We start from the raw sequence: 19,961 nt of genomic DNA, 5'->3' as shown, positions 1-19,961 counted from the left end.
GCAACGAAATCAACAAGCTACGGTTTGCGCTCTGATTGTGAGGAACGACGGCGAACTAAGGAAGACAGTCGGCCAACGAAAGCGCTGATTTTACTGGGGATTCCGAACGGTGGAGAACAACGGAGAACACTATACTGGCGGAAGGGGTGGGATTCGAACCCACGGTACCCTTGCAGGCACGCCGGTTTTCAAGACCGGTGCCTTAAACCACTCGGCCACCCTTCCAAGCCATTGTTATCACTAGCGAAAACAACTTCCGAAGAATGAGCCAAAGGCCCGTTGCTACTGAAATTGCTACTGAGTTTTTTTAGACGCCAGCGACAGGCGCCTTATAGCAGGGCCGAACGCCAAGTCGAGCCGGGTCGCAGCGTCCTCCTGGAGCGTGCCGATGACGTGCGAGTACAGGTCGAGGGTGATCGCGATCGAAGAGTGTCCGAGGCGCTCCTGGACCACTTTGGGATGGATACCTTCCACCAGCAGCTGGGTCGCGTGGCTATGGCGCAGATCATGAAACCGCAGCCGCGGCAGATCCGGGGACCGTCCCATCAGGTAGGTGAACTGATGGGTGAGGCTGGTCGGCTGCAGCACCTCGCCATCCTCGCGGCAGCACACCAGGGTCTCACCGGTCTGCCTGACGCCCAGCTGCAGCAGGGTCTCAGCCTGCCGGCGCTTCAGCCTCCGCAACTCATCGATGGCGAAGGCGGGCAGGGTGACGGCGCGGGCCTGTTCGGTCTTGGGGGCCTTGAAGCGCAGCCCGGCCTTGGTCTGCTCGACACTTTCCACCACCCGCAGCGATGCCCGATCCAGGTCGACATTCTTCCAGCGTAGGCCCAGCACCTCGCCGCGGCGCATCCCGGTGGCGAGCGCCATCAGCACCGGCCAGTAAGTATGTGTATGTTTGATGGCGCTCAGGAACTCTGCCGACTGCTCGGCGGTGAACACCGCCATCGGCTTGCGTTCGACCTTGGGCAGGCGCTTCTTGAAGGCGTCCGCTGGGTTGCGGGCCAGCACCTGCTGTTCGACCGCGCGCGCCAGCGCCGAGTTCAGAATGCGGTGGATATGCCGGCGGGTGCGGGGCGCCAGAGGTCCCTTTTTGCCATCGCGCCGGCCGCCATTGGCCCAGCCGTTATAGGCTTTCTGGATATGGGACGGCGTCAGCTTGATCAGCGGCAGGTTGCCTAGGGCGGGCGTCAGGTAGCCATCGACCACCTCAGCGTATCGTTCATAGGACTTAGGAGACACTTCGCCACGCACGGTGGCGAGCCAATCCGCCAGCCATCTGCCAACGGTGATGCGGTTGGGATCGACATGCTCGCCGGTATCAAGCGTGCGGAGGCGGCGCCGCAGTTCGCGTTCGGCGTCTTTGCGGGTGCCGACCACGGTCGCTGTGGCGTAACGGCCCTTGCCGGTCGCTTCATCAGTCCCCAGGCTGTAGCGGATTTCGAAAGATTTGGGCGAGCGTTGCCTGATATGGCCGGTCGGACGCATCGTTAGGCTCCTTTAGCTCGCTTGCGGCTGTTGAATTCAATCCGGTGGGAATCTGAACAAAATCGGGCGTCCGCCCGGCGACCCGAACTCGACCCAACTTCGAAAACTTGGCCGCAGCTCGGAAGCTCGCAGGTCTGAAATTTGGCTTGACCGGAAACCTTCTGTCCCAGTTGCAACCAAAGCCCGCTGATCAGGGAAGTAGCCGTGAAAACCATGCGGAAGCCGCGCTCGCGATTGGCCGCCAGTGTGATCTCGCCAAGCGCTGTTTCTCCCAATGCGTCGGCAATGGAATCTGCCAGAGAGGCAGGTATTCGTGCCCAACCCCGTTCACTTTGCTGCAGGATTTTTTTAAAAAGTCCGGCGGTTTCAATGTGGGAATCTACGTCCTCACCAAACATGGTGGGAGCCGAATCGATCTCAGTGAGATTTCCGTCGGCACTCATAGTGTAAGCGACGGAGCCCAGGGAATTGCTATAGCCGCGCGAGGTAGGGACGTTCACGCCGTAGGCAGGCTTCACCAGCAATCCGTAATGCTCAACAAAACACAGCAATGATGACCGCGATTTCACGCTCGCGAAAGCCGCGTACACCATGTCGTTTCCGTCTAGAGGTCGAAACGGGATGAGTTTTCCCCCGTTTCCGACAACTCTCGCTCCGCGTTTGCCGTAGTCGGCAATGCGGTAGCCTTTTGAATCTTTGAACCAACTTAGGTTGAGACTGAGCGCGGTCATTGTGTGCCGGGTATGTAACGGATGTTATCCTTTATCCAATACAACTCGAGACAACAAGTGCTAGAAGGGCCTCCGACGCAACAATTGGTGCCCCGATGAAATCAAACATTGAACCTGATGAAAGCGCGGACGCGATTACGTATTCCATTCCATTTGCTGGCTCCCTCGCCGGAATTGGTAAGAATGCGAGTTACGCCGCGGCAAAGCGCGGCGAGATTCCAACCATCAAGCTCGGGGGCAAGTATCGCGTGCCGGGCGCCAAGTGGCGGCGGATGCTCGCCGAGGGGCTCGACTCCCATGACGGGAAGTGAGCTGACAGACGATGTTCGCCAGTGACAAGCGATAATCAACTTTCGGAGCCCACCAAGATATTGGCCGTGGCGACCGACAAACCGATCACCGAGGTTAGTCATGAATGTCCAGGCGCTCATCACTGCGGGAGCCAAATAGCATGTCCAGCTGGCCCAACCCCATCAAGTCGACGTTAAATCTTCGTGCGTCGGGCGGACAGCGCCCGCGGAATAGGTCGTTCCCGTGGTGTCGCCGGCCGAACGGTTTCTCAGATAATCCAAAATGGCGGGCGGTAAAGGCGCGCTCGGGCATCGATCTCTGCATCGTGCTGGCCTTTGTCAATCGCTTGGAGGAGCTCGGTAACGACGCCGCCAATCGAGGCGACATTCGCGGGAGCGTTGCCGGCTTCAAGGCCGAGGATTTCGCAGCGGCATTGGATATCACGGCTGAGGATGTAAATAGGTTGTTTGCCGCTCTTGAGCACCCCGACATCGGTTGGATAGCGGACGGCATAATCGCAGACTTTATCGATCGTAATCCTGATATCGAGGATCCAACCTCTGGAGAGCGCAAACGTCGTGAGCGGTCCCGGGCCAAGATTCTCAGCAAGCTCCGAGATCTTGCCAAATTTGGAAAAATCTCAAGCGGCGAGCGCACCGACATCGAGAACAATCTCATGAGCTTCGACCAGCAGCAACTTGTACAGCTGCAAGTGGAACTTGAAGCGAAGTCTGTTGGAATCGCTGTCACGCGTGACCTACGCTTGTCACAGCGTGACAGCGTGACCCCATCAGCGAATCCCATCGAGGTAGCACCCACCGTCTCAAAGCCCACCGAGGATGTCACGCGTGCCTCCGTGACGGTCACGGTAGATCAGAACAGAGTCTTTAAGGAGACACCGATTCCGTCAACGCCCACTGCCGTCGCTGTCGGGCCAATTGGCTTAGCAAGGGAAGCAGTAGAAATCGCAGCGGTATCGGGACCGGATCCTGCTACCTGGCTTAAGCAGGACGGCTTGCAGCTGATCATGGATCGGATGGCCGAACCTCGCGAACGAGCCATGACTCGCCTGTCGAACTGGTCAGGGCAGGTCGGAGACTGCGCCGTGCTAGTGAACATCCTGCAAGGTGCGGAAAACCGATCGGGACCGGCATTTCACATGGAGGTCGCCGACCAGATCAGGCGATTGGCGCACTGAATGGCTGGCATGCTGACGAAGTACGCTGAATGCCGCAGCGCTGCGAAAAATATCTCTCAGGGGGACTCGTGAAAATTTTGGAATCAACCCCATGAACCAGGAGCTAACCGATCGAATGAACAACTTGCGCGGAGCACTTCGCTGCGGCGCAAAGACGCGCGCAGGGCGGCCGTGTCAATGTCCTGCTATCCGCGGCCGGACGCGATGCCGGATCCACGGCGGGCTGAGCCCCGGCGCGCCGCGCGGCAAGGGAAACGGCAATTTCAAGGACGGGTTCTGGACCCACAAAGCGTTGCAGGACCGTCGATGGGTGAAACAGATCGTCGAGGTTTATACGAAGGGGATCGTCGAATCATCACCCGGTAATGACACCGGTGATCTTCGTCCCCAAGCCGTTGACGCCCCGAATTCGCGCAAAGATGCGTCAAAGCAAGAGGTCGAAAATTGGATCACAGAAGCGGAAGAACAATGAGCAACTCCGAGAAGCATGATTTTGATGCACTGCTGACCGAGAGGAGTCTCTCAAAAATTGAGAGTTTCCAGCTCGATATGTGGGATGCAGCCATCCGCGTTTGTCCCAAGTGGAGGGGATATTGGCCGGGTGGCGACACGTTGATCGAGTGGCTTTACAACGAACGCCCGGAGATTGCGCGCTCCATCGAACGTAAGCACCGCCTTTTCCCAGAAAACGATGTGGACGTCCCGCTGTCGTACAACCACAATTTCGGAACCTAAGATCGCGCTCGCGCCAATTCGGGTGCCATGGTCAACTCCTCGGGCATCGCGCGGCCAAAAAGAACGGCAACTTCAAGAGCGGCTACCGGACGCCGCAGCTACAGAGGACTGCAGATGGGTGACGAGGATACGTCAGCTTTACGGAACCCGGATCGGCGAATGACCCGTGCGTTAACCGTTCGGGACTCACCTGTCGCAAAAGCGCACCGTTCACGCACCCGCGTCCAGTTGAAGCGCATTAATAGCGAGTATTCGGAGCCACACCCACCGGATGGAGACCAGAAGGGGTGGTGGGAGCGGCTAAAGGCGGCCTTGGGCACAACCTCGAGCGATTTCGTGAACGCGACGCTGGTCCAGATACAGAACGCCTCGCGTATGCCGTCAGGCGGTGTTTCCGAAACCAGCGTCAACGCGGTGCTGGCCTTCATTGAGGCCGCAGAGCCAAAGAATGAGATAGAAGGTGCGTTGGCGATTCAGATGGCCTGCACGCATGCAGTCGCCATGGCGGTCTTGAGCAGGGTTGGGGGTGGCCACGGCGGCGACCGTCACGTAGCTGTGATGGCAGCAGCCGGCGCTCGGCTACTGAGGGCGTTCGCTACCCAGATCGAGGCTATGCGCCGCCTCCGCAACGGTGGTGCACAAGTTATTCGCGTCGAACGGATCGAGGTTTCGGATACTGCACAAGCGATTATTGGCAATATCAATCTGAATCAGAAGGGGAGCTGAGGCAGAGGGAGCGCGAGGTCAGCTTACGTGGTCCAAGCCAATCCACTCGACGGCATGCCTAGTTCGGAAGTGGTGCTGAACTTGTCCTCCACTAGTACCGAACTCCTCGCCATACGGTACCTAACCAGAACAGCCAGATTTGCGCTCCCGATGGTTGGCAGCAGCGAATTCAATCGCGTACCAATCGAATACCACCGCATGCCGTAGCGAACGAACACGTGAGCTTTATTCAATTCCCTTCATGGTCACGGCGCATCCGATCGATCGTTTCCTCAGCTCTCCGAATCTCGTCGTACTTACCCCGCATCGCCGGCGCAGACCGCAGCTCGGTCACGAAGCGCTCCCACGCTTCGATGGGGTCGAAAGGACCAGGACCGTCGACAAATCCTAGGATCGGAAGATCCTTTAGCCTAATGACCGAGCAACTTTGTTTGGGATCGACCTCGCACTTGGGTTCATTTTTCAACATTCCCGCCAATTTTTCCGTTTGGGATGCGCTCAGCTGGAAATCTGTCCTCGCTGTCCGGAGGACCTCGGTGAGGCTCTCCATCGGTAATATTGCCCCTCTCAATGATGGATTCTCGTCGAGGTAATTTGAGATTGCGCTCCGCTCCCACAGCAGGGGCATGACCTTGAGATATGCCGCTGCCAGTACTGGATCGTTCGTCTTTCGCGTTAGCCGCGTCTCCTCTCTATCCAGCGCCTTATCCAATTCGTTCGGCGGTAGAGAAAACATTCGCCTCGCCCACGTCGTTGCTAGCGGTTGGCTCTCTGCAATCCTGTTCCAATACGTCGCAGAGACGTGGTGCATGGATCGCCCCCGGCCTGCGGTCACATCATCGATGAAGCGGCGAATGTAGGGTTTCGTGGCCCTGATCTTATCGGCATCCAAGCCCGCGCCCGCCAGATAGCTGATCAGGGCACGCACGATGATTGCCATGTCGGAGTTAACTATGCTCAAACCTGCCACGCCGGCCCTGAACCAGGGACGGGCTTGCCGGTAGATCTCTTTATCGACCTCCGCCTCTAGTTGCTTCGCCCTGACCTTGTGAGCGTGCGCGAGGCTTTCCAGGCGCAGGTTCTTCGTCCCTGTGGCTGCTTCGCAGCCCGGAGAACTATTCTCGCCATCTTCATATGAGCCTGGGGCGTGAACTTCATCGTAGATTCTCCCGATTGCCTGTTGCTCGCCACTATTCGTTCCGCGAGCGAGAGATCTAGTCGCAGCACCAATGAATCTGAGAAAGAGCGCGGACGTTCAAATATTGTTCTCAATGCTCAAGCTTGCCGCACCGGCTCGGCGTGTCGTCGAGCTGCGTCAGCAATGGCAGATGATTCACCCCTGCAGCGGTCGGCAGCCCGGCTCACGAGCTCTGTTGTTTCATCCAGAGCCAACCGTTCCGAATCAGGATGAAACAGTTGGGACAGCCCTTGTGATGCGGAGCTTCGTTCTCCACCAATTAGGTAGCTATGGGCTAACCGCCTGGGAGTACGTCCCAATGCCCGACATAGTCTGGCGCGATGGCGATGGAGTCGCCAGTTATCGTCACCGGCAAGTAGTGGTCGACATGCCGCCTCCCAGTCGAGTGGTAAAGCAGCTCAGTGTTGGAGAAGGGTCAGGAGCTGAAGATTCCGGGGTGGCCTTTGGGGCCCGCACGACGATTGGCTCCCGAGGACGAGATGCAGCGCGCTGTGCCGCAGCCTTGTTCTCCTCAAAGTCTCGTTGAGATTTTCGTTGCTCTTCCTCGAGGACGGCTTGATCGGCCGCGATCTTCTTGCTCGCGTCTATGCCACAATGAAGCTGTTCGAGCATCAATAGCCCAATGCGAAACATTCCCCGGTCAGGCGGGCGAGCTCCCGAAATCACGACCTTCTCCATTTGCTGAATTTCAGCGCAGACATCAGCCGGCCAAAGCTTATTGGCGGGCTCGGTGGACCGCGTGGCCGGATGGGCCGGGCCGGGCTCCTCAACCCGATCTCCGAATGACGATAGGTCCTCTGCTGCGGCCGCTGGAGTCAGAGATACCAAAGCCATAACGATAGCCGTCATCGCTTCCTTGCTTTTCATGGTCATTCCCAGCTCGATCGATGTACGATTGTAACTTAAAAGCGGTCGCCTTAAAAGCGACAATACGCCGAAATAGGCTTTGTGAAAAGGACTCACAAGGGGCCGCTGCGGGATGTCTTAGCGCGAAATATGCGCCGCCTTCGGGCTGCGCGGGGCCTCAGCCAAGAGGCCTTGGCCTATGAATGTGGGATCAACCGAACCTACCTAAGCGGCGTGGAACGATCCGAGCGCAACGTTTCCATAGACAATATCGCTCGGATCGCTAAGGGACTGCGCGTCTCGGCTTCCAAGCTTTTGGAGGAGTAGTCCGCGGGACAGTTTCGAGCGGCGCGGGTGCGAAGGCTACGGGCCAAACACTGGCGATGACGGCGGTCCGGTTTACCCCGATGAGCCACCGCCCCAATGGTCAATGCCATCTTCGATTAAGGACCACAGAACTAAACCGCTCGCGGTATGGACGGCATCCATAGGTCCCGAGGCGGCCTCTGCGTGCGTTTCGGCCCTTGGCGCGTGCACACTACTGGAAAAAGCCGGAATAAAGCGCCGCGCGCACCGTCGGCGCACTCGAAGAAAGTCGGCTTAGGATTTAAGCAAATGACATTCGTATCGTGTCCCCAAATTCTCACGATGAAGGCGATCGATTTTGCGACGCTCAGGCCGACGATGCCGATGCCAGAAGTAACGACAGCCCCCTTTTTGCGCAAGTGTCTGCAGCAGTCTGGACCGGCAATGAGTGGCTCCTTGGGATATGAGTCATTCACCCCTCCGCGGTTCAGAGGTAGGTGAAGTCGGCGATCGATTGCCGGTTGGGGCTGCTGCGCATTTTGAGGCCTTGATTATCGTCGAAGGAACTTCATCAACTCTTCCCAGTCGTCGAATACGACAACTCGATCGTCAACGATCGCATCTATCATGCCATTGGAGCGGAAGCGGAGAGGCGTACCGTCGAAGATACAGTCAGTACAGACGTCAGCTGGTGCATCGCTCAGTGTGGTCGACTGACGGCCGCGGCCAGCTCGATCCTCTGGGCACACGTACCAGATCAGAAACAGCAACATGACGCCGTTTGTAAGCAGTGCTGTACTAAGTGCAACGTTTTGGAGAGCTTGGAGCGCAAGCGCTCCGGAAGTTGCCATCATCGGCGCCGGGAGATGTCGCGAGCAACTATTGCCGATAGAGAGCACCATTCCACAAAGAAACATGACCACGGGCATCCAGAGTAATCCGACGGAAGCGATGCCCTCGGTCGCAAATAGTGAAGCATTCAGATTGCCCACACCGTAGCGAGCCGCAAAAACGACGCCAAGTTGATTGGAATAGTGACAACCCGCGATCAATCGAATGATATTGATCTGACAGAAATAGGTCTTCGGATTGCTGGAAAAAAAATCGGCGTAGTAGTCCATTGCTATCGAGGGGACCGCGAACATTCGTTCATTCACATAACCGAATACAAACTGATTGATTGAACTCTCACTGGGCCCGATGAAATGGAGGAGCAATCCCAGCAAGAGCGGAGCGGCCAAGGAAATGACAGATGCCTGCTTCGGGTCGAAATATCGAAAGACCAGGAAGATGAATGGAAGCCAGGCTCCAGCGAATAGGACAGTCTTGTTCAGAAGGACAGGATAGAAGCATGGTAGTAGAAGTAGACTTGTTGCAGCCATCACTTTCGATCCGCGCTGCGCGTAAAATGCAAATGCAAACGGCAATACAGCGTAAACGACGTTGTTCGTTGCGTAGTTTAGAAGAGCTGGTCGCGCGAAACCGCCACGCAACTCTCCCGCTTCATGTAGCCCTACAAAGGCGAAGCCATAGTTGAAATTTAGTAGCAGAATAGCGACCGCTAGGATGAGTAAAGCCCTGATACATGCATCCATGGTCTCAGTGACCATTACGAACTTGCGTTTTGCAGGTTGGACCTGAAAAACAATTGGCACCAAAAATGCGAACAGGGATGCAATTGCCGACCAGCGACCAGCAGCGTGATCATACTGTGACGAGCTGAAGTAGCTAAGCCAAACAAAGCCAGCAACCGTCCCGAAGAACGCTACGCTCAACAGGTATCCGAAACTGAAGTTAGCAATGGAGAATATGGGCAAAAGGCAGAGTAACGATGCCGTACCCAGAGAGGCTGCCCACGTGGGGGTGACTGTTGCTCCTGCAACTATCTCCACCGCATACAATGATATTATCACCAGCACTAAGTAAAATGCTAACAGACTCTGCGAAATCAATTCAGGAAAGCCAGCTAGCTCAAATCGGGATCGGCGGCCGAGGCGCCAGTCAGGATACTGCATTCGAAATCGACGATGGGTGTGCACCTGCCGGAAGACGTCTCGCTGGACAGCCAATGTAGGTGCCTGGCGCACTCAATGATTCAACAACGGCAGCACCAGCACCAATCGTTATGTTGTCACCTACCGAAACGCCATCAATAACGGTTGCACCTGCCCCAAGAAAAACAAAGCGACCCAATTGGCTTCGCCCTGCCACCACCGAATTTACAGAGACATGCGAAAAATCGCCGACCTGAGACTCGTGCTCGACGATTGCGCCGGTGTTAATAATGCAACCCAATCCTATTCGCGCCAGCGGACCAAGGTGTGCGTGATGTCCCACGAAGGATCCGGGCGATACAGTAGCGTTGGCGTCTATCGTTGCAGTGCTGGAAATGACTTTCGCCAACTCCCAGCCCGCTGACTGCAGGCACTCCACTTGCTCCTTTCGCTTGGTATTGTCGCCCACCCCCGGAACGCACGACCATCCCGCCGGAATCCCCGCTGAGAGCTCACGTCTTGCCGCGAAGCCCAGGAACGAATCGTCATCCCTTGCATTCTCGTCCACGAAGAGCAGCGATTGGACACCATTCGCAATGGCTACCGCGGCGACACTCCGGGCGTGCCCTCCGAAACCCAGTATCACCAGTCCGCTATCCCGCTTCATTGGCCGCTTAACCGAAAAACGAGCGAATCACCGCGCAAACTGTAGTCACGTTCTCTAGTGAGAGTTCAGGGAAGCTCGGAAGGTTTATACCCCTTGCACTCAAGGATTCAGCAATGGCGAGCGTCTCGTCGGTCTTGCAATGCGGAAGAGCGTGACAAGGGTGGAATAGGGGACGAGTTTCGACGTTCGCCGCTCTCAACCAATCCCTGAGAGGCTGCCGAATACCCGGATCGTAGACAACAATCGAACACATCCAGTATGAGTTCTTTGTATCAGGAGCCTCGCCCAGTAACCTCAAAGGGAGCCCTTCGAGGCCTTGCTGGTACCACCCCGCAATTTGACGCTTCTTTTCCAGGACCCTCGCCGCATTTTCCATCTGCGCCAAACCAATCGCTGCGCAGATATTAGTCATTCGATAATTGTATCCAACTGCGTCATGCCAGTACTCGCGGTCCGGCGAAACAGCTTGGGTCTTAAGGTGATACGCTCGATCTAACAGATCCTTGTTCTTGGCAACGACCATACCGCCTTCGCCGGTCGTGATCGTCTTGTTCCCAAAGAAGCTAAAAGTCGCGAAATCTCCAAATGTCCCGACGTGTCGGCCCTTGAAGTGAGTGCCGAAGGCTTCGGCGCAGTCCTCGATCAAGAAGAGCCCGAACTCTTTACAGATGCTAACGAGCTCATCCATCTGACATGCGTGGCCGTATAGATGAACGGCCATCAACGCCTTCGTGCGCGGGGTAATCTTGCGGCGCACGTCATTAGGGTCAATCTGCCATGTATCCTCCAGCGAGTCGGCAAAGACTGGAGTCGCACCGGCCTGAAGAATAGTGTTTACGGAAGCTATGTAGGTCAGCGTAGGCACAATGACTTCATCGTGCGGGGCAACCCCAAGAGTCTGAAGTGCCAAATGAAGGGCAACAGTCCCATTACAAACGCTCGTAACGTACGGCGCTTGAATGAATTCGCTGAATGCAGTTTCGAATCGCTCAACGAAGGCGCCTCGAGAGGATATCCAGGATGTATCCATGCATTCGATAACGTATTCCTTTTCTCTCCCTCCGAGAAACGGCCGATACACCGGGAGAAGTTCAGCGACGGTTGCACCAGGCGATAGCCGTCCATCCGCAACTGTGCGCTCCATATTCCGCTCGCCCTGGCTCAACGATTAGCTCTTTAGACCCTTGGGACGGATTCCCAGAACCGCTCGCAGGGTCGACTCCGCTCACATCCTTTGATGTGCGTGAGACGCATCGCATCTGGCAATGCGAAGCAAGCGTTGCGCTTACTTTTGGCGCAGGAAATGTCAGGAGTAGCAAGTTGTAGGAGGGCTGGCCTACATGTAGCGCGAGAGGAACCAGCAACTTCCGATACATTTAGCAATTTGAGATATTTCGAACGCGCTTTCGATATGTAAAAAACGGCGCCGCGCTTGAGCACTGGATCGACGCGCAGCTCTTCAATAAGGCGAGCGGGCAGCGAAATTGTGACGGGGACAAGGGATGCATCTTCGCGTGGATACATCACGAACCAACGTGTGCTTGTGATCTTCTGGGCTACATCGCTTGAGAAGACGTGACCATCGAAGTTGATGAAGGCTGCACAAGACAACGTGACCGCGCGGACCAAGAGCGGCAAGACAGCAGGCTCCCACCTAAATTCAAGTGCGATCAGACAAGTCGGCTTTGAATACAAGGAAGCGGTTTGAAACCGTTCGGCAAAATTGAATGGCATAAGCGGCATCCCGATGCGCGCGATCCATACTTTGTTAGACGGCGGACTTGGTCTTGGCTAACCGTCGAGCTTGTTCGGATCCGACCAACCGAGCTGGAATACAGAGTTAGGGGCGATGCTGCTTATCTGGCGCTGCATGATTTCCTTCGCTCCGACGGAGAGACGACCATTGGCGGGGCAATGCGTTCGACCATGATGGACCTTCAGAATAAGCTAACATTCGCGCCGGCCGGGTGTTCCGTCGAGGGATGGAATCGCTTCAAAAGCCGGGCGTCGTCCGTCTTTGCGGTTCATTTCGCGCCTCTGGCGCCGGATCTGAAGGCAACGGATATCTCAAGTGTTCCTCCCTCTTTGTATTTTGAGAACGAGAGTCTCAAGACGACGCTTCTAAAGCTCCGAAGTGTGTTGGATGAATCTGCCATAAACGACGCTGCCTATGCCGAAACACTCGGGCTCTTGCTTTTGTGGGAACTGCAGCGTGCCGCGTACCCACCAGAGTCCCGACAGGAAGGGGTTCGAGGAGGGTTAACTGCACGTCAGCTACGACGCGTTACAGAATTTGTCGATTCTCAAATCTCGAATGACATAACGATATCGGAGTTGGCAGCGTTGGTTGGCCTGAGCCAGTTTCATTTTATTCGGGCCTTCAAAGAATCAGTTGGCCTGTCACCGTACCAGCATGTGCTGTCAGAACGGATTCGACGAGCGAAAGAACTGTTATCCGAACGCAATCTCTCGCTTTCTGACGTGGCGCTCACGGTGGGATTCAGTGATGTAAGCCAGCTGAGCCGAGCGTTTCAAAAAGTGGTTGGAATTACTCCAGCCGCATTTCGGCGCGAGATTGGCCCGCATTCTTCATAAAGTGGCACAACCTTCCCAATCACCGAATGCTAAGAAAGACAGTAGGGTCCCCCGCGTGCCATCGGCTCCCAATTTGGACAAGTCGTGAGGCACCTTTTAACCGATCAACCATGAGACATGAGACAGTATGACAGTGGCAGGCTCGAAACGGCGCGTTGCGCTGATCACTGGCGTCACCGGACAGGATGGTGCTTACCTCGCCGAATATCTGCTGCGGCTGGGCTACACCGTGCACGGCATCAAGCGCCGCTCGTCCTCCTTCAACACCGCGCGCGTCGACCACCTCTACGAAGACCGCCATACCGGCAATCTGTCGTTTCTGATGCATTATGGCGACATGACGGACTCGACCAACCTAATCCGGCTGATGCAGCAAATCAGACCGACTGAGATCTACAATCTCGCCGCCCAGAGCCATGTCGCGGTTAGCTTCGAGAGCCCAGAGTATACCGCCAATGCCGACGCGATCGGCGTGCTGCGGATGTTAGAGGCCATTCGAATCCTCGGCATGGAAAAGGAGACGCGATTTTACCAGGCCTCCACCTCGGAACTCTACGGGCTGGTGCAGGAGGTTCCGCAGAAGGAGACCACGCCGTTTTATCCGCGCTCGCCCTATGGCGTGGCAAAGCTGTACGGCTACTGGATCACGGTGAACTATCGTGAGGCCTACGACATGTATGCCTCCAACGGCATTCTGTTCAACCACGAGAGCCCGATCCGCGGCGAGACGTTTGTCACGCGGAAGATCAGTCGCGGCGTTGCCCGCATCGAGGTCGGTCTCGAGGACACCGTCTATCTCGGCAATCTCGAGGCCAAGCGAGACTGGGGCCATGCGCGGGACTATGTCGAGGGCATGCACCGGATATTGCAGGCCGACGCGCCTGATGATTTCGTGCTGGCGACCGGCGAGACCCGATCGGTGCGTGAATTCGTGGAGATGGCCTTTGCTGAGATCGGCCGCGGAATAGAATGGTGTGGCAAGGGCGCCGAGGAGACAGGCATCGACAGGAAATCCGGCAAGACTGTGGTGCGCATCGATCCGACTTATTTCCGCCCGACCGAGGTCGATCTTTTGATTGGCGATGCCAGCAAGGCCCATGAGAAACTCGGTTGGAAGCCGAAGACACCGTTCGCCCAATTGGTCAAGGAAATGGTCGCGAGCGATCTGGCGATAGCCAAACTGGAGGTTGGCAATGACAGGAACGCCGTCCGGGCTGAAATTCCTCGATGATTGGAGCTCGAGCAATGGCTCAAGGTATGCACCGCCGCCAAAAGCATCATCTGCAAAGCAGCGAGCTGAAGTAAGACACAGTCTCTGGCCTTTGGCGTTCGCTGGCCAACGCGAGCAACATTCAATCATCTTAGAAAGCAGAGAAGCTGATCGGACGTTACCGGCGATCCGGTGACGGTGCTGCGCGGCTGCCCGCCGGAACGCATGATTGCGAAACAGTCACGATGCTCTACACGTTGTTCTGTCTCCCGCAACACAATCGATCCATTTTCGATCGCTACGTTCTTCGAGTATGCGCCCCTCAAGCTAAACTGCCGTATGGGACGCCGGCAATAGAGTGTATCGGAATAGATATGCGTACGAATGGAAGCCAGACCTCGGAAATGACCGCATACTTCCTGGGTATCTATGAATCTCGATACTTTTGGACGCACCTTGCATTCGCGGACCTTCGCAGCAAGTGGCGCCGTTCCTTCCTCGGCGTAGCATGGTCGATCGTGCAGCCACTTGGAATGACAATGCTATTGGCCCTGGTGTTCGGCAGGATCTTCCACCAGGATATTGTCGCATACGCCCCGTACATTCTTTCGGGTATGATCACCTGGGACTTCTTTACCACCACGCTCACGGGCGGATCCCTGTCGTTCGTGCAGGCCGATGCCTACATCAAACAGTACCGCCACCCACTTGCGATCTACACGCTGCGGACCACGCTGACGAACTTAATGGTCTGGATGATGGCAAGTCTGAGTCTCATAGGATGGGTGCTGGTTGTAAGGCCGCAGTCCTTCGGCTGGAGTTGGCTTGCCGCCATACTGGTATTTCCATTCGCAGCGCTTATCGTATGGCCACTCGCAACTTGCCTCGCCTATGTCGGGGCGCGCTTCCGCGATCTGCCCCATGCGCTGGGGCTCATTATGCAGGCGATGTGGTTCGTCTCGCCGATTTACTTTGACGCGAAGTTATTCCGCGACGGCGGCATCGGCGCTTTGGTAGACTACAACCCAATCTACCACTTGCTGGAACTACTACGCGCGCCACTGCTGCGCGGGCAATGGCCGACCGCAGCAAATGTTGCGATGTGCGGCATTACGATTGTTGTCTTTTCTGCGCTAGCCGTTCTTATCGGGCGACGTACGGAACGAAAAGTCATTTTCTACCTATGACAAGAAACTGGATCCGACTCGACAACGTGAACCTTCACTATTCCGCGGTCGCCTTCAAGGAACGGTCGTTGAAGGCGATGCTCGCGGGTGCCTTCGCTGCACCGAATGCGAAACCGGTCGTGCATGATATCCACGCGCTCAAGAATATTAGCGTCGAGATAGCGCCGGGCGAACGTGTCGGGCTGCTGGGCCACAATGGCGCGGGCAAGTCGACGTTTTTGAAGATGGTCGCTGGGCTCTATCCGATTTCCTCCGGATCGCGCCAGGTCGAAGGCACGGTGCGTTCGTTGTTCGATCTAAGCCTCGGCTTCGAGCCCGACGCGACGGGGCGTGAAAACATTCTCTATCGCGGCCTGCTGCTCGGCCAAACGCCGAAATTCATGCGCTCGGTAGAGGAGCAGATCGTCGCCTTCGCCGATATCGGGGAATTCATCGACTACCCGATCAAAACTTATTCGGCGGGCATGCAGGTGCGGTTGGCCTTCGCGATCTCGACCATGGTCGGCGGCGACATCCTGCTGCTCGACGAGGTGATCGGCGCGGGCGATGTGACCTTCATGCGGCGGGCAAAGGCGCGCATAACCAAATTGATCGAGGCGTCCGAGATCCTAATCCTCGCCACACATGATTTTGACTCATTGCGCGACATTTGCGACCGGGTGATCGTTCTGCATCATGGCGAAGTAAAATTCGATGGCGCGGCGGGTGCCGCAATCAAGGAGTATGGACGGTTGACTGGAGTGAACGCGTGACCGATCGCCCTTTGCGTGTGATGTGGTTATTGAACCATACCACAGCGCGGAAATTTGAAATCCCAATGCTGAAGCGCATCGGAGTCCAAGAGATTTTCCTGCCTAAGAAGTACCCTGCAGACCCGGCGTTACGCTCGGCTTCGGTGGACTGGTCGGAGGATGAGCACCTCACGATCCCGAAAGATGACCTTGCGATCCTGAATGATGCCGACTGGTATCACAATCCGGGAATCGAAGCGTGGCAGATTGCTAGCAGGCATTTTGACGTCGCATTTTTTATTCTTCTCAAGACTGATTTCTTGAAATCGATGTCAAGGCATTTTAAGGGAGCCAAGATCTGGCGGACTTACGGCCTTCCAAATAATTCCTATCATGCAATATTAGATTTGCTTGCTCATCGCGAGGCGCCTGTGTGGTCATCGGTTGCGAGCAAGAACCTTTGGTTCGGCCAAGCTTACGCACATCTGGCTGCTGAGGAGCCGCATTTTATCGCGAAGAAGGCCGTCCTTTTTCCCGTTGGGCTTGCTGACGCATCCGTTCGCGATGAATGGAATGGCGATGACAAGAGGATCTTCTTCATTTGCCCAGATCTGGCATTCAATAGCTACTATGAAAACGTCTATCGACGCTTTAGGAAGACGTTTGGCGGCTTACCGTATGTCGTAGGTGGAGCGCAGCCGATTTCCGTGAGCGATAGTCACGTCCTGGGGTATCTGCCGAGCGAGCAGCACAGGCAGAACATGCGACAACTGCGTGTGATGTACTACCATGGCACCGAACCTAATCACATCCATTATCACCCTTTTGAAGCTGTACGCTCGGGAATGCCTCTTGTGTTCATGGCGGGCGGCCTCCTTGACAGGCTCGGCGGCATCGATTTGCCGGGACGCAGCAAAACACCGAAAGAGGCACGACAGAAAGTCGAACGCATTCTTTCCGGCGATCGCCGGTTGATCGACAGTATCCGTCAATCGCAGCAGCGATTGCTTGAACCGATGAAGGCGGACGCCTGTGAAGCGGACTGGCGCGCGGGGCTCGGGCGGGTACTCGGTAAGCTAAGAGAGAGTTCGCCGAACATCTCCTCGGCCAACAAACCTAAAAAGCGAATAGCCGTCCTTCTGCCCGCCGCTTATCGCGGCGGCAGCCTGCGAGGGGCGAAGCTGTTAGCTCGCGCGATCGCAACAGGAAGCCGAATGGGTGGCGAGGACATCGAGGTCGTGTTTGGACATCTTGATGATCCCGCCTGCTATCCCAAGGAAGCGTTCGAGGATCTCCCGGCTTCCATTAAGCGCAGGCCTTATCGTTGGCGAACCGTGTCTCACGACGAGGCTGTGCGTGCATGTGCCTATGCCGGGCTGGGCGGCTCGTTGCAGTACCAGACCTATCAAGCTCCCGACGATGGTATCAGCCAGTTTACGGATTGTGACCTCTGGATCGTCATCTCGGATCGGCTTCTTTCGCCACCGCTGCCCATTCGACCGTATCTGCTGATGATCTATGACTATCTGCAACGCTATCAAACCACGTTCGATGACGATACCAATCAAAAATTTGTCGCCCGCGCTCACGCCGCGGAAGCCGTGATGGTCACGACAGCGTTCACCGCCAGCGATGCCCGCCAGTTTGCGGGTATTCCTGCGAAGAAGATCAAGAAAGTGCCCATGCTGGCGCCGGAATTCTTCGCGAATCCCGCTCGTCTCGAAGGCGATACTGACGCGTCTTTTCTTTGGACGACCAATCTTAATCCTCACAAGAATCACGAGAATGCCTTCAAGGCGCTTCGGCTCTACTACGAGAAGTACGAAGGGACGCTGAACTGTCACGTGACGGGGGTGGATACCGGGGAGTTATTAAAACGAGATGCTCGACGCCTGAGAGGCTTGAGAGACATCTGCAGTTCAAGCGCGGCGATGAAGCAGCATCTGAAAATCGAGGGAGAGTTGCCTGAAGAACGCTATCAGGCCCAACTGGGCCGTGCCGCTTTCCTTTGGCATCCCGGGCGGATCGACAACGGGACGTTTTCCGTAGTCGAGGCTGCCCACCTCGGCGTTCCCGCTCTTTCCAGCGATTACCCAGCCATGCGCGAAATCGACCAGCAGTTTGCCTTGAACCTGACCTGGATGGACCCGGATGATCCAGACGACATGGCCCATCAGCTCAAGCGCATGGAAACAAATTTCGAGCGGGCGCGGCGCCGTTTGCCTTCAGCGGAAGAGCTTGCCGGCCAATCCGTCGATAGACTCGCCGGTGCGTACTGGAGCGTGATCAAGGACTACCTATGAAAAAATTCGGCATCTACCTGGCCTATCCGCCGACGCTCGATCTGCGCGCCGAGGGTCTCGGGCGACACCTTGCTGAATTTCTGAAGGAAGCAAAGAACTGCCCTACCGCTAAATTTGTGATTGCGTGCCCGAGCTGGACGAGGAAATCCCTCGGCGACCTTCTTGAAGGCGTCGGAGTTTCTCCGGATGCGTTCGAAATAATTGGCCCGAAAGACCAGCCAATGTTTTTGAAACTGTATCAGCTTTATCAGGACTACAAGCGGCGCACGCGAGACCAGAGCCGATTTCTTCGACTCTTCAGGGTCCTCAAGCGACGGTGCGCGCGAGATCTCACCCGTGCGGAAGGCCTCCTTGTGACGACCCGTAGTAGCCTACTACTAGCGTTTCTCGCACTGCTTGCGCTTCCGTTTGTCGTGATAGCCGTAGCGGCGATGGCCGTAAGCTGGTTCAGTGCCTTGTTTGTCGCGGCGTGGCCGAAGCTTCGCGTCCGATTAATTCGGAGTCGCCTGTTCCGGCAATATTCAACACTCGTTACGAGGGTTGCCACGAAGCCGCAAGCCAGCTCGACGACCGTCCGACTCTACCGTCTCATGGAGGAAGCAGAGGCAAGCCTTCTCCTCGAGGATATCAACAGCCGAAAGGACGTCTCCGCCTGGTATTCGCCGACAGCGTTCTGGCCGCACTTTAACCGGATCAACGCGCCCCGGCTGACCTGCGTGCCCGATGTGGTCCTGTCGGAATCTCCCATTGGTTTTTCAGCTGTTGGCGGCGACCGAGTCCTGCAAACCTTTGGATTGGTGGAAGCGACAATCGAGGGAGGCGATCATTTTGTCACCTATAGCGAGCACATCAAGTATCGGACACTTGTTGAACGCTATCAGGTAAGTCCTAGCGCGATCGACGTGGTGCCGCACGGGGCCAACCGGCTCGATAACTTGATTGCGGTCTCGGGATTCCCTGACAACGAAGCGTCAACAGAGGCATTTTGCGTCAATCGTTTTCAGGGTGCCTTGTACAAGGCGATCGGAACGCAGCAGGCGTCAAATTTCGATAGTGGCGACGTTGAGTTCATTTTCTATGCGAGCCAGTTTCGGCCAAACAAGAATGTCATGACACTGCTGCGGGCCTATGACCATCTACTCAAGCGGCGCTATATCGCTCACAAGCTTGTTTTGACGGGCGATCCTAACTCTCTTCCCGACATCGCCCGATTCATTCGCGATCGCAATCTTCAGAATGACGTGCTGTGTCTTCATGACCTATCGGCCCAGGAACTGGCCGCCTGCTATCGGCTTGCGGATCTTGCGGTAAATCCGAGCCTCAGTGAAGGCGGATGTCCATTTACATTGACCGAAGCTCTTTCCGTCGGCACACCGGTCGTCATGGCGCGGATCGCCGTTACTGAAGAAGTGGTAACAGATCCCGAATTGCAAGACATCATGCTGTTCAATCCCTATGATTGGGAGGACATGGCCGCACGGATCGAATGGGCTCTTCAGAATAAGGAGGAACTTCTAGAACGACAACGGGCACTCTACGAGCAGCTTGCTAAACGTTCGTGGAGCACGGTCGTCAACGAGTACATTGCGATATTGGATCGTCTCTCAAGCTCGACCAGTTCGAACGAACACAGTGAGATGACTGATGCTAGACCGGGCTGATACCTAACGTTCTTAAGCCGGTGCCCTGTATCACCTTGCAGAAGTAGTTGTAGATCCAACCCTGGTAACACCTATCAGGTAGGAATTGAAATGT

19 protein-coding genes and 1 tRNA gene are annotated in these 19,961 nt (G+C 56.1%); 12 read left to right on the top strand and 8 right to left on the bottom strand.

Annotated elements, in window-relative coordinates; genetic code table 11:
• Window positions 1-135 precede the first annotated feature (135 nt).
• From JQ553_RS08660 to JQ553_RS08650, 3 genes are all read right to left on the bottom strand, one after another.
• Window positions 136-225 (bottom strand) — tRNA-Ser (locus JQ553_RS08660).
• 69 nt (window positions 226-294) lie between these two features.
• Window positions 295-1,488, bottom strand: coding sequence for a site-specific integrase (locus JQ553_RS08655; RefSeq protein ID WP_212499465.1), 1,194 nt, complete (start codon window positions 1,486-1,488; stop codon window positions 295-297).
• Window positions 1,489-1,490: 2 nt separating this feature from the next.
• Complete coding sequence (locus JQ553_RS08650) at window positions 1,491-2,219, bottom strand: hypothetical protein (RefSeq protein ID WP_212499464.1); 729 nt, start codon at window positions 2,217-2,219, stop codon at window positions 1,491-1,493.
• A gap of 95 nt (window positions 2,220-2,314) precedes the next feature.
• Between JQ553_RS08650 and JQ553_RS08645 the strand changes: the two genes are divergently transcribed.
• From JQ553_RS08645 to JQ553_RS08625, 5 genes are all read left to right on the top strand, one after another.
• Window positions 2,315-2,530 (top strand): DNA-binding protein, encoded by a 216-nt coding sequence (locus JQ553_RS08645; RefSeq protein ID WP_212499463.1) that lies wholly within the window; start codon window positions 2,315-2,317, stop codon window positions 2,528-2,530.
• A 140-nt stretch (window positions 2,531-2,670) separates the two neighbouring features.
• Window positions 2,671-3,708 carry a hypothetical protein gene (locus JQ553_RS08640; protein WP_212499462.1) on the top strand — a complete coding sequence of 346 codons (1,038 nt, stop codon included), beginning with the start codon at window positions 2,671-2,673 and terminating at the stop codon, window positions 3,706-3,708.
• Between the two features lie 91 nt (window positions 3,709-3,799).
• On the top strand, window positions 3,800-4,180 hold the full coding sequence (locus tag JQ553_RS08635) for an HGGxSTG domain-containing protein (protein WP_212499461.1): 381 nt from the start codon (window positions 3,800-3,802) through the stop codon (window positions 4,178-4,180).
• Window positions 4,177-4,443, top strand: coding sequence for a hypothetical protein (locus JQ553_RS08630; protein WP_212499460.1), 267 nt, complete (start codon window positions 4,177-4,179; stop codon window positions 4,441-4,443). Before JQ553_RS08635 ends, JQ553_RS08630 begins: the two co-directional genes overlap by 4 nt.
• A 336-nt stretch (window positions 4,444-4,779) precedes the next feature.
• Complete coding sequence (locus tag JQ553_RS08625) at window positions 4,780-5,169, top strand: hypothetical protein (RefSeq protein ID WP_212499459.1); 390 nt, start codon at window positions 4,780-4,782, stop codon at window positions 5,167-5,169.
• Between the two features lie 229 nt (window positions 5,170-5,398).
• Here JQ553_RS08625 and JQ553_RS08620 read toward each other — a convergent pair whose 3' ends face one another.
• Together JQ553_RS08620 and JQ553_RS08615 are read right to left on the bottom strand one after the other, a co-directional pair.
• Window positions 5,399-6,109: a hypothetical protein gene (locus JQ553_RS08620; protein ID WP_212499458.1), complete on the bottom strand. Its 711-nt coding sequence runs from the start codon at window positions 6,107-6,109 to the stop codon at window positions 5,399-5,401.
• A gap of 603 nt (window positions 6,110-6,712) precedes the next feature.
• The gene (locus JQ553_RS08615) at window positions 6,713-7,240 is read right to left on the bottom strand and encodes a hypothetical protein (protein ID WP_212499457.1); all 528 of its coding nucleotides are present in this window, start codon (window positions 7,238-7,240) and stop codon (window positions 6,713-6,715) included.
• 123 nt (window positions 7,241-7,363) lie between these two features.
• On the opposite strand from JQ553_RS08615, the gene JQ553_RS08610 reads away from it, so the two are divergent.
• Window positions 7,364-7,540: a helix-turn-helix domain-containing protein gene (locus JQ553_RS08610; RefSeq protein WP_212499456.1), complete on the top strand. Its 177-nt coding sequence runs from the start codon at window positions 7,364-7,366 to the stop codon at window positions 7,538-7,540.
• A 530-nt stretch (window positions 7,541-8,070) separates the two neighbouring features.
• On the opposite strand, the gene JQ553_RS08605 is transcribed toward JQ553_RS08610, so the two are convergent.
• From JQ553_RS08605 to JQ553_RS08595, 3 genes are read right to left on the bottom strand one after another with little or no spacing between them, the layout of a single operon-like run.
• Complete coding sequence (locus JQ553_RS08605; protein ID WP_212499455.1) at window positions 8,071-9,534, bottom strand: hypothetical protein; 1,464 nt, start codon at window positions 9,532-9,534, stop codon at window positions 8,071-8,073.
• A complete protein-coding gene (locus JQ553_RS08600; protein WP_212499454.1) occupies window positions 9,521-10,180 on the bottom strand; it encodes a NeuD/PglB/VioB family sugar acetyltransferase in 660 nt (219 codons plus the stop codon). Before JQ553_RS08600 ends, JQ553_RS08605 begins: the two co-directional genes overlap by 14 nt.
• A gap of 7 nt (window positions 10,181-10,187) precedes the next feature.
• Window positions 10,188-11,324: a DegT/DnrJ/EryC1/StrS aminotransferase family protein gene (locus tag JQ553_RS08595; RefSeq protein WP_212499453.1), complete on the bottom strand. Its 1,137-nt coding sequence runs from the start codon at window positions 11,322-11,324 to the stop codon at window positions 10,188-10,190.
• Between the two features lie 560 nt (window positions 11,325-11,884).
• Between JQ553_RS08595 and JQ553_RS08590 the strand changes: the two genes are divergently transcribed.
• The 6 genes from JQ553_RS08590 to JQ553_RS08565 all read left to right on the top strand — a co-directional run bounded on the left by JQ553_RS08590 (window position 11,885) and on the right by JQ553_RS08565 (window position 19,867).
• Window positions 11,885-12,775, top strand: coding sequence for a helix-turn-helix domain-containing protein (locus tag JQ553_RS08590; protein WP_212499452.1), 891 nt, complete (start codon window positions 11,885-11,887; stop codon window positions 12,773-12,775).
• Between the two features lie 127 nt (window positions 12,776-12,902).
• A complete protein-coding gene (gene gmd / locus JQ553_RS08585; RefSeq protein WP_212499451.1) occupies window positions 12,903-14,006 on the top strand; it encodes a GDP-mannose 4,6-dehydratase in 1,104 nt (367 codons plus the stop codon).
• Between the two features lie 383 nt (window positions 14,007-14,389).
• Window positions 14,390-15,172 (top strand): ABC transporter permease, encoded by a 783-nt coding sequence (locus tag JQ553_RS08580; protein WP_212499706.1) that lies wholly within the window; start codon window positions 14,390-14,392, stop codon window positions 15,170-15,172.
• Window positions 15,169-15,924, top strand: a complete 756-nt coding sequence (locus JQ553_RS08575; RefSeq protein ID WP_212499705.1) for an ABC transporter ATP-binding protein — start codon at window positions 15,169-15,171, stop codon at window positions 15,922-15,924. The genes JQ553_RS08580 and JQ553_RS08575 overlap by 4 nt, the downstream gene beginning before the upstream one ends.
• Window positions 15,921-18,206: a glycosyltransferase gene (locus tag JQ553_RS08570; protein ID WP_212499450.1), complete on the top strand. Its 2,286-nt coding sequence runs from the start codon at window positions 15,921-15,923 to the stop codon at window positions 18,204-18,206. The genes JQ553_RS08575 and JQ553_RS08570 overlap by 4 nt, the downstream gene beginning before the upstream one ends.
• Entirely contained in the window at window positions 18,203-19,867 is a 1,665-nt protein-coding gene (locus JQ553_RS08565) for a glycosyltransferase (RefSeq protein WP_212499449.1), read from the top strand. Before JQ553_RS08570 ends, JQ553_RS08565 begins: the two co-directional genes overlap by 4 nt.
• Window positions 19,868-19,961 lie beyond the last annotated feature (94 nt).

This window comes from Bradyrhizobium lablabi, from assembly GCF_018131005.1.
In the GTDB taxonomy this organism is placed as follows: domain Bacteria; phylum Pseudomonadota; class Alphaproteobacteria; order Rhizobiales; family Xanthobacteraceae; genus Bradyrhizobium; species Bradyrhizobium lablabi_D.
The sequence above is the reverse complement of the archived record's forward strand: the minus strand, read 5'-3'. Positions and strand labels throughout refer to the sequence as shown.

Coding starts and splice junctions, on each gene's coding strand:
- JQ553_RS08565 (WP_212499449.1), top strand. CDS start 18,203: ATGAAAAAATTCGGCATCTACCTGGCCTATCCGCCGACGCTCGATCTG.
- JQ553_RS08575 (WP_212499705.1), top strand. CDS start 15,169: ATGACAAGAAACTGGATCCGACTCGACAACGTGAACCTTCACTATTCC.
- JQ553_RS08640 (WP_212499462.1), top strand. CDS start 2,671: ATGTCCAGCTGGCCCAACCCCATCAAGTCGACGTTAAATCTTCGTGCG.
- JQ553_RS08580 (WP_212499706.1), top strand. CDS start 14,390: ATGACCGCATACTTCCTGGGTATCTATGAATCTCGATACTTTTGGACG.
- JQ553_RS08600 (WP_212499454.1), bottom strand. CDS start 10,180: ATGAAGCGGGATAGCGGACTGGTGATACTGGGTTTCGGAGGGCACGCC.
- JQ553_RS08615 (WP_212499457.1), bottom strand. CDS start 7,240: ATGACCATGAAAAGCAAGGAAGCGATGACGGCTATCGTTATGGCTTTG.
- JQ553_RS08650 (WP_212499464.1), bottom strand. CDS start 2,219: ATGACCGCGCTCAGTCTCAACCTAAGTTGGTTCAAAGATTCAAAAGGC.
- JQ553_RS08635 (WP_212499461.1), top strand. CDS start 3,800: ATGAACCAGGAGCTAACCGATCGAATGAACAACTTGCGCGGAGCACTT.
- JQ553_RS08610 (WP_212499456.1), top strand. CDS start 7,364: ATGCGCCGCCTTCGGGCTGCGCGGGGCCTCAGCCAAGAGGCCTTGGCC.
- JQ553_RS08605 (WP_212499455.1), bottom strand. CDS start 9,534: ATGCAGTATCCTGACTGGCGCCTCGGCCGCCGATCCCGATTTGAGCTA.
- JQ553_RS08620 (WP_212499458.1), bottom strand. CDS start 6,109: ATGGCAATCATCGTGCGTGCCCTGATCAGCTATCTGGCGGGCGCGGGC.
- JQ553_RS08655 (WP_212499465.1), bottom strand. CDS start 1,488: ATGCGTCCGACCGGCCATATCAGGCAACGCTCGCCCAAATCTTTCGAA.
- JQ553_RS08630 (WP_212499460.1), top strand. CDS start 4,177: ATGAGCAACTCCGAGAAGCATGATTTTGATGCACTGCTGACCGAGAGG.
- gmd (WP_212499451.1), top strand. CDS start 12,903: ATGACAGTGGCAGGCTCGAAACGGCGCGTTGCGCTGATCACTGGCGTC.
- JQ553_RS08645 (WP_212499463.1), top strand. CDS start 2,315: ATGAAATCAAACATTGAACCTGATGAAAGCGCGGACGCGATTACGTAT.
- JQ553_RS08595 (WP_212499453.1), bottom strand. CDS start 11,324: ATGGAGCGCACAGTTGCGGATGGACGGCTATCGCCTGGTGCAACCGTC.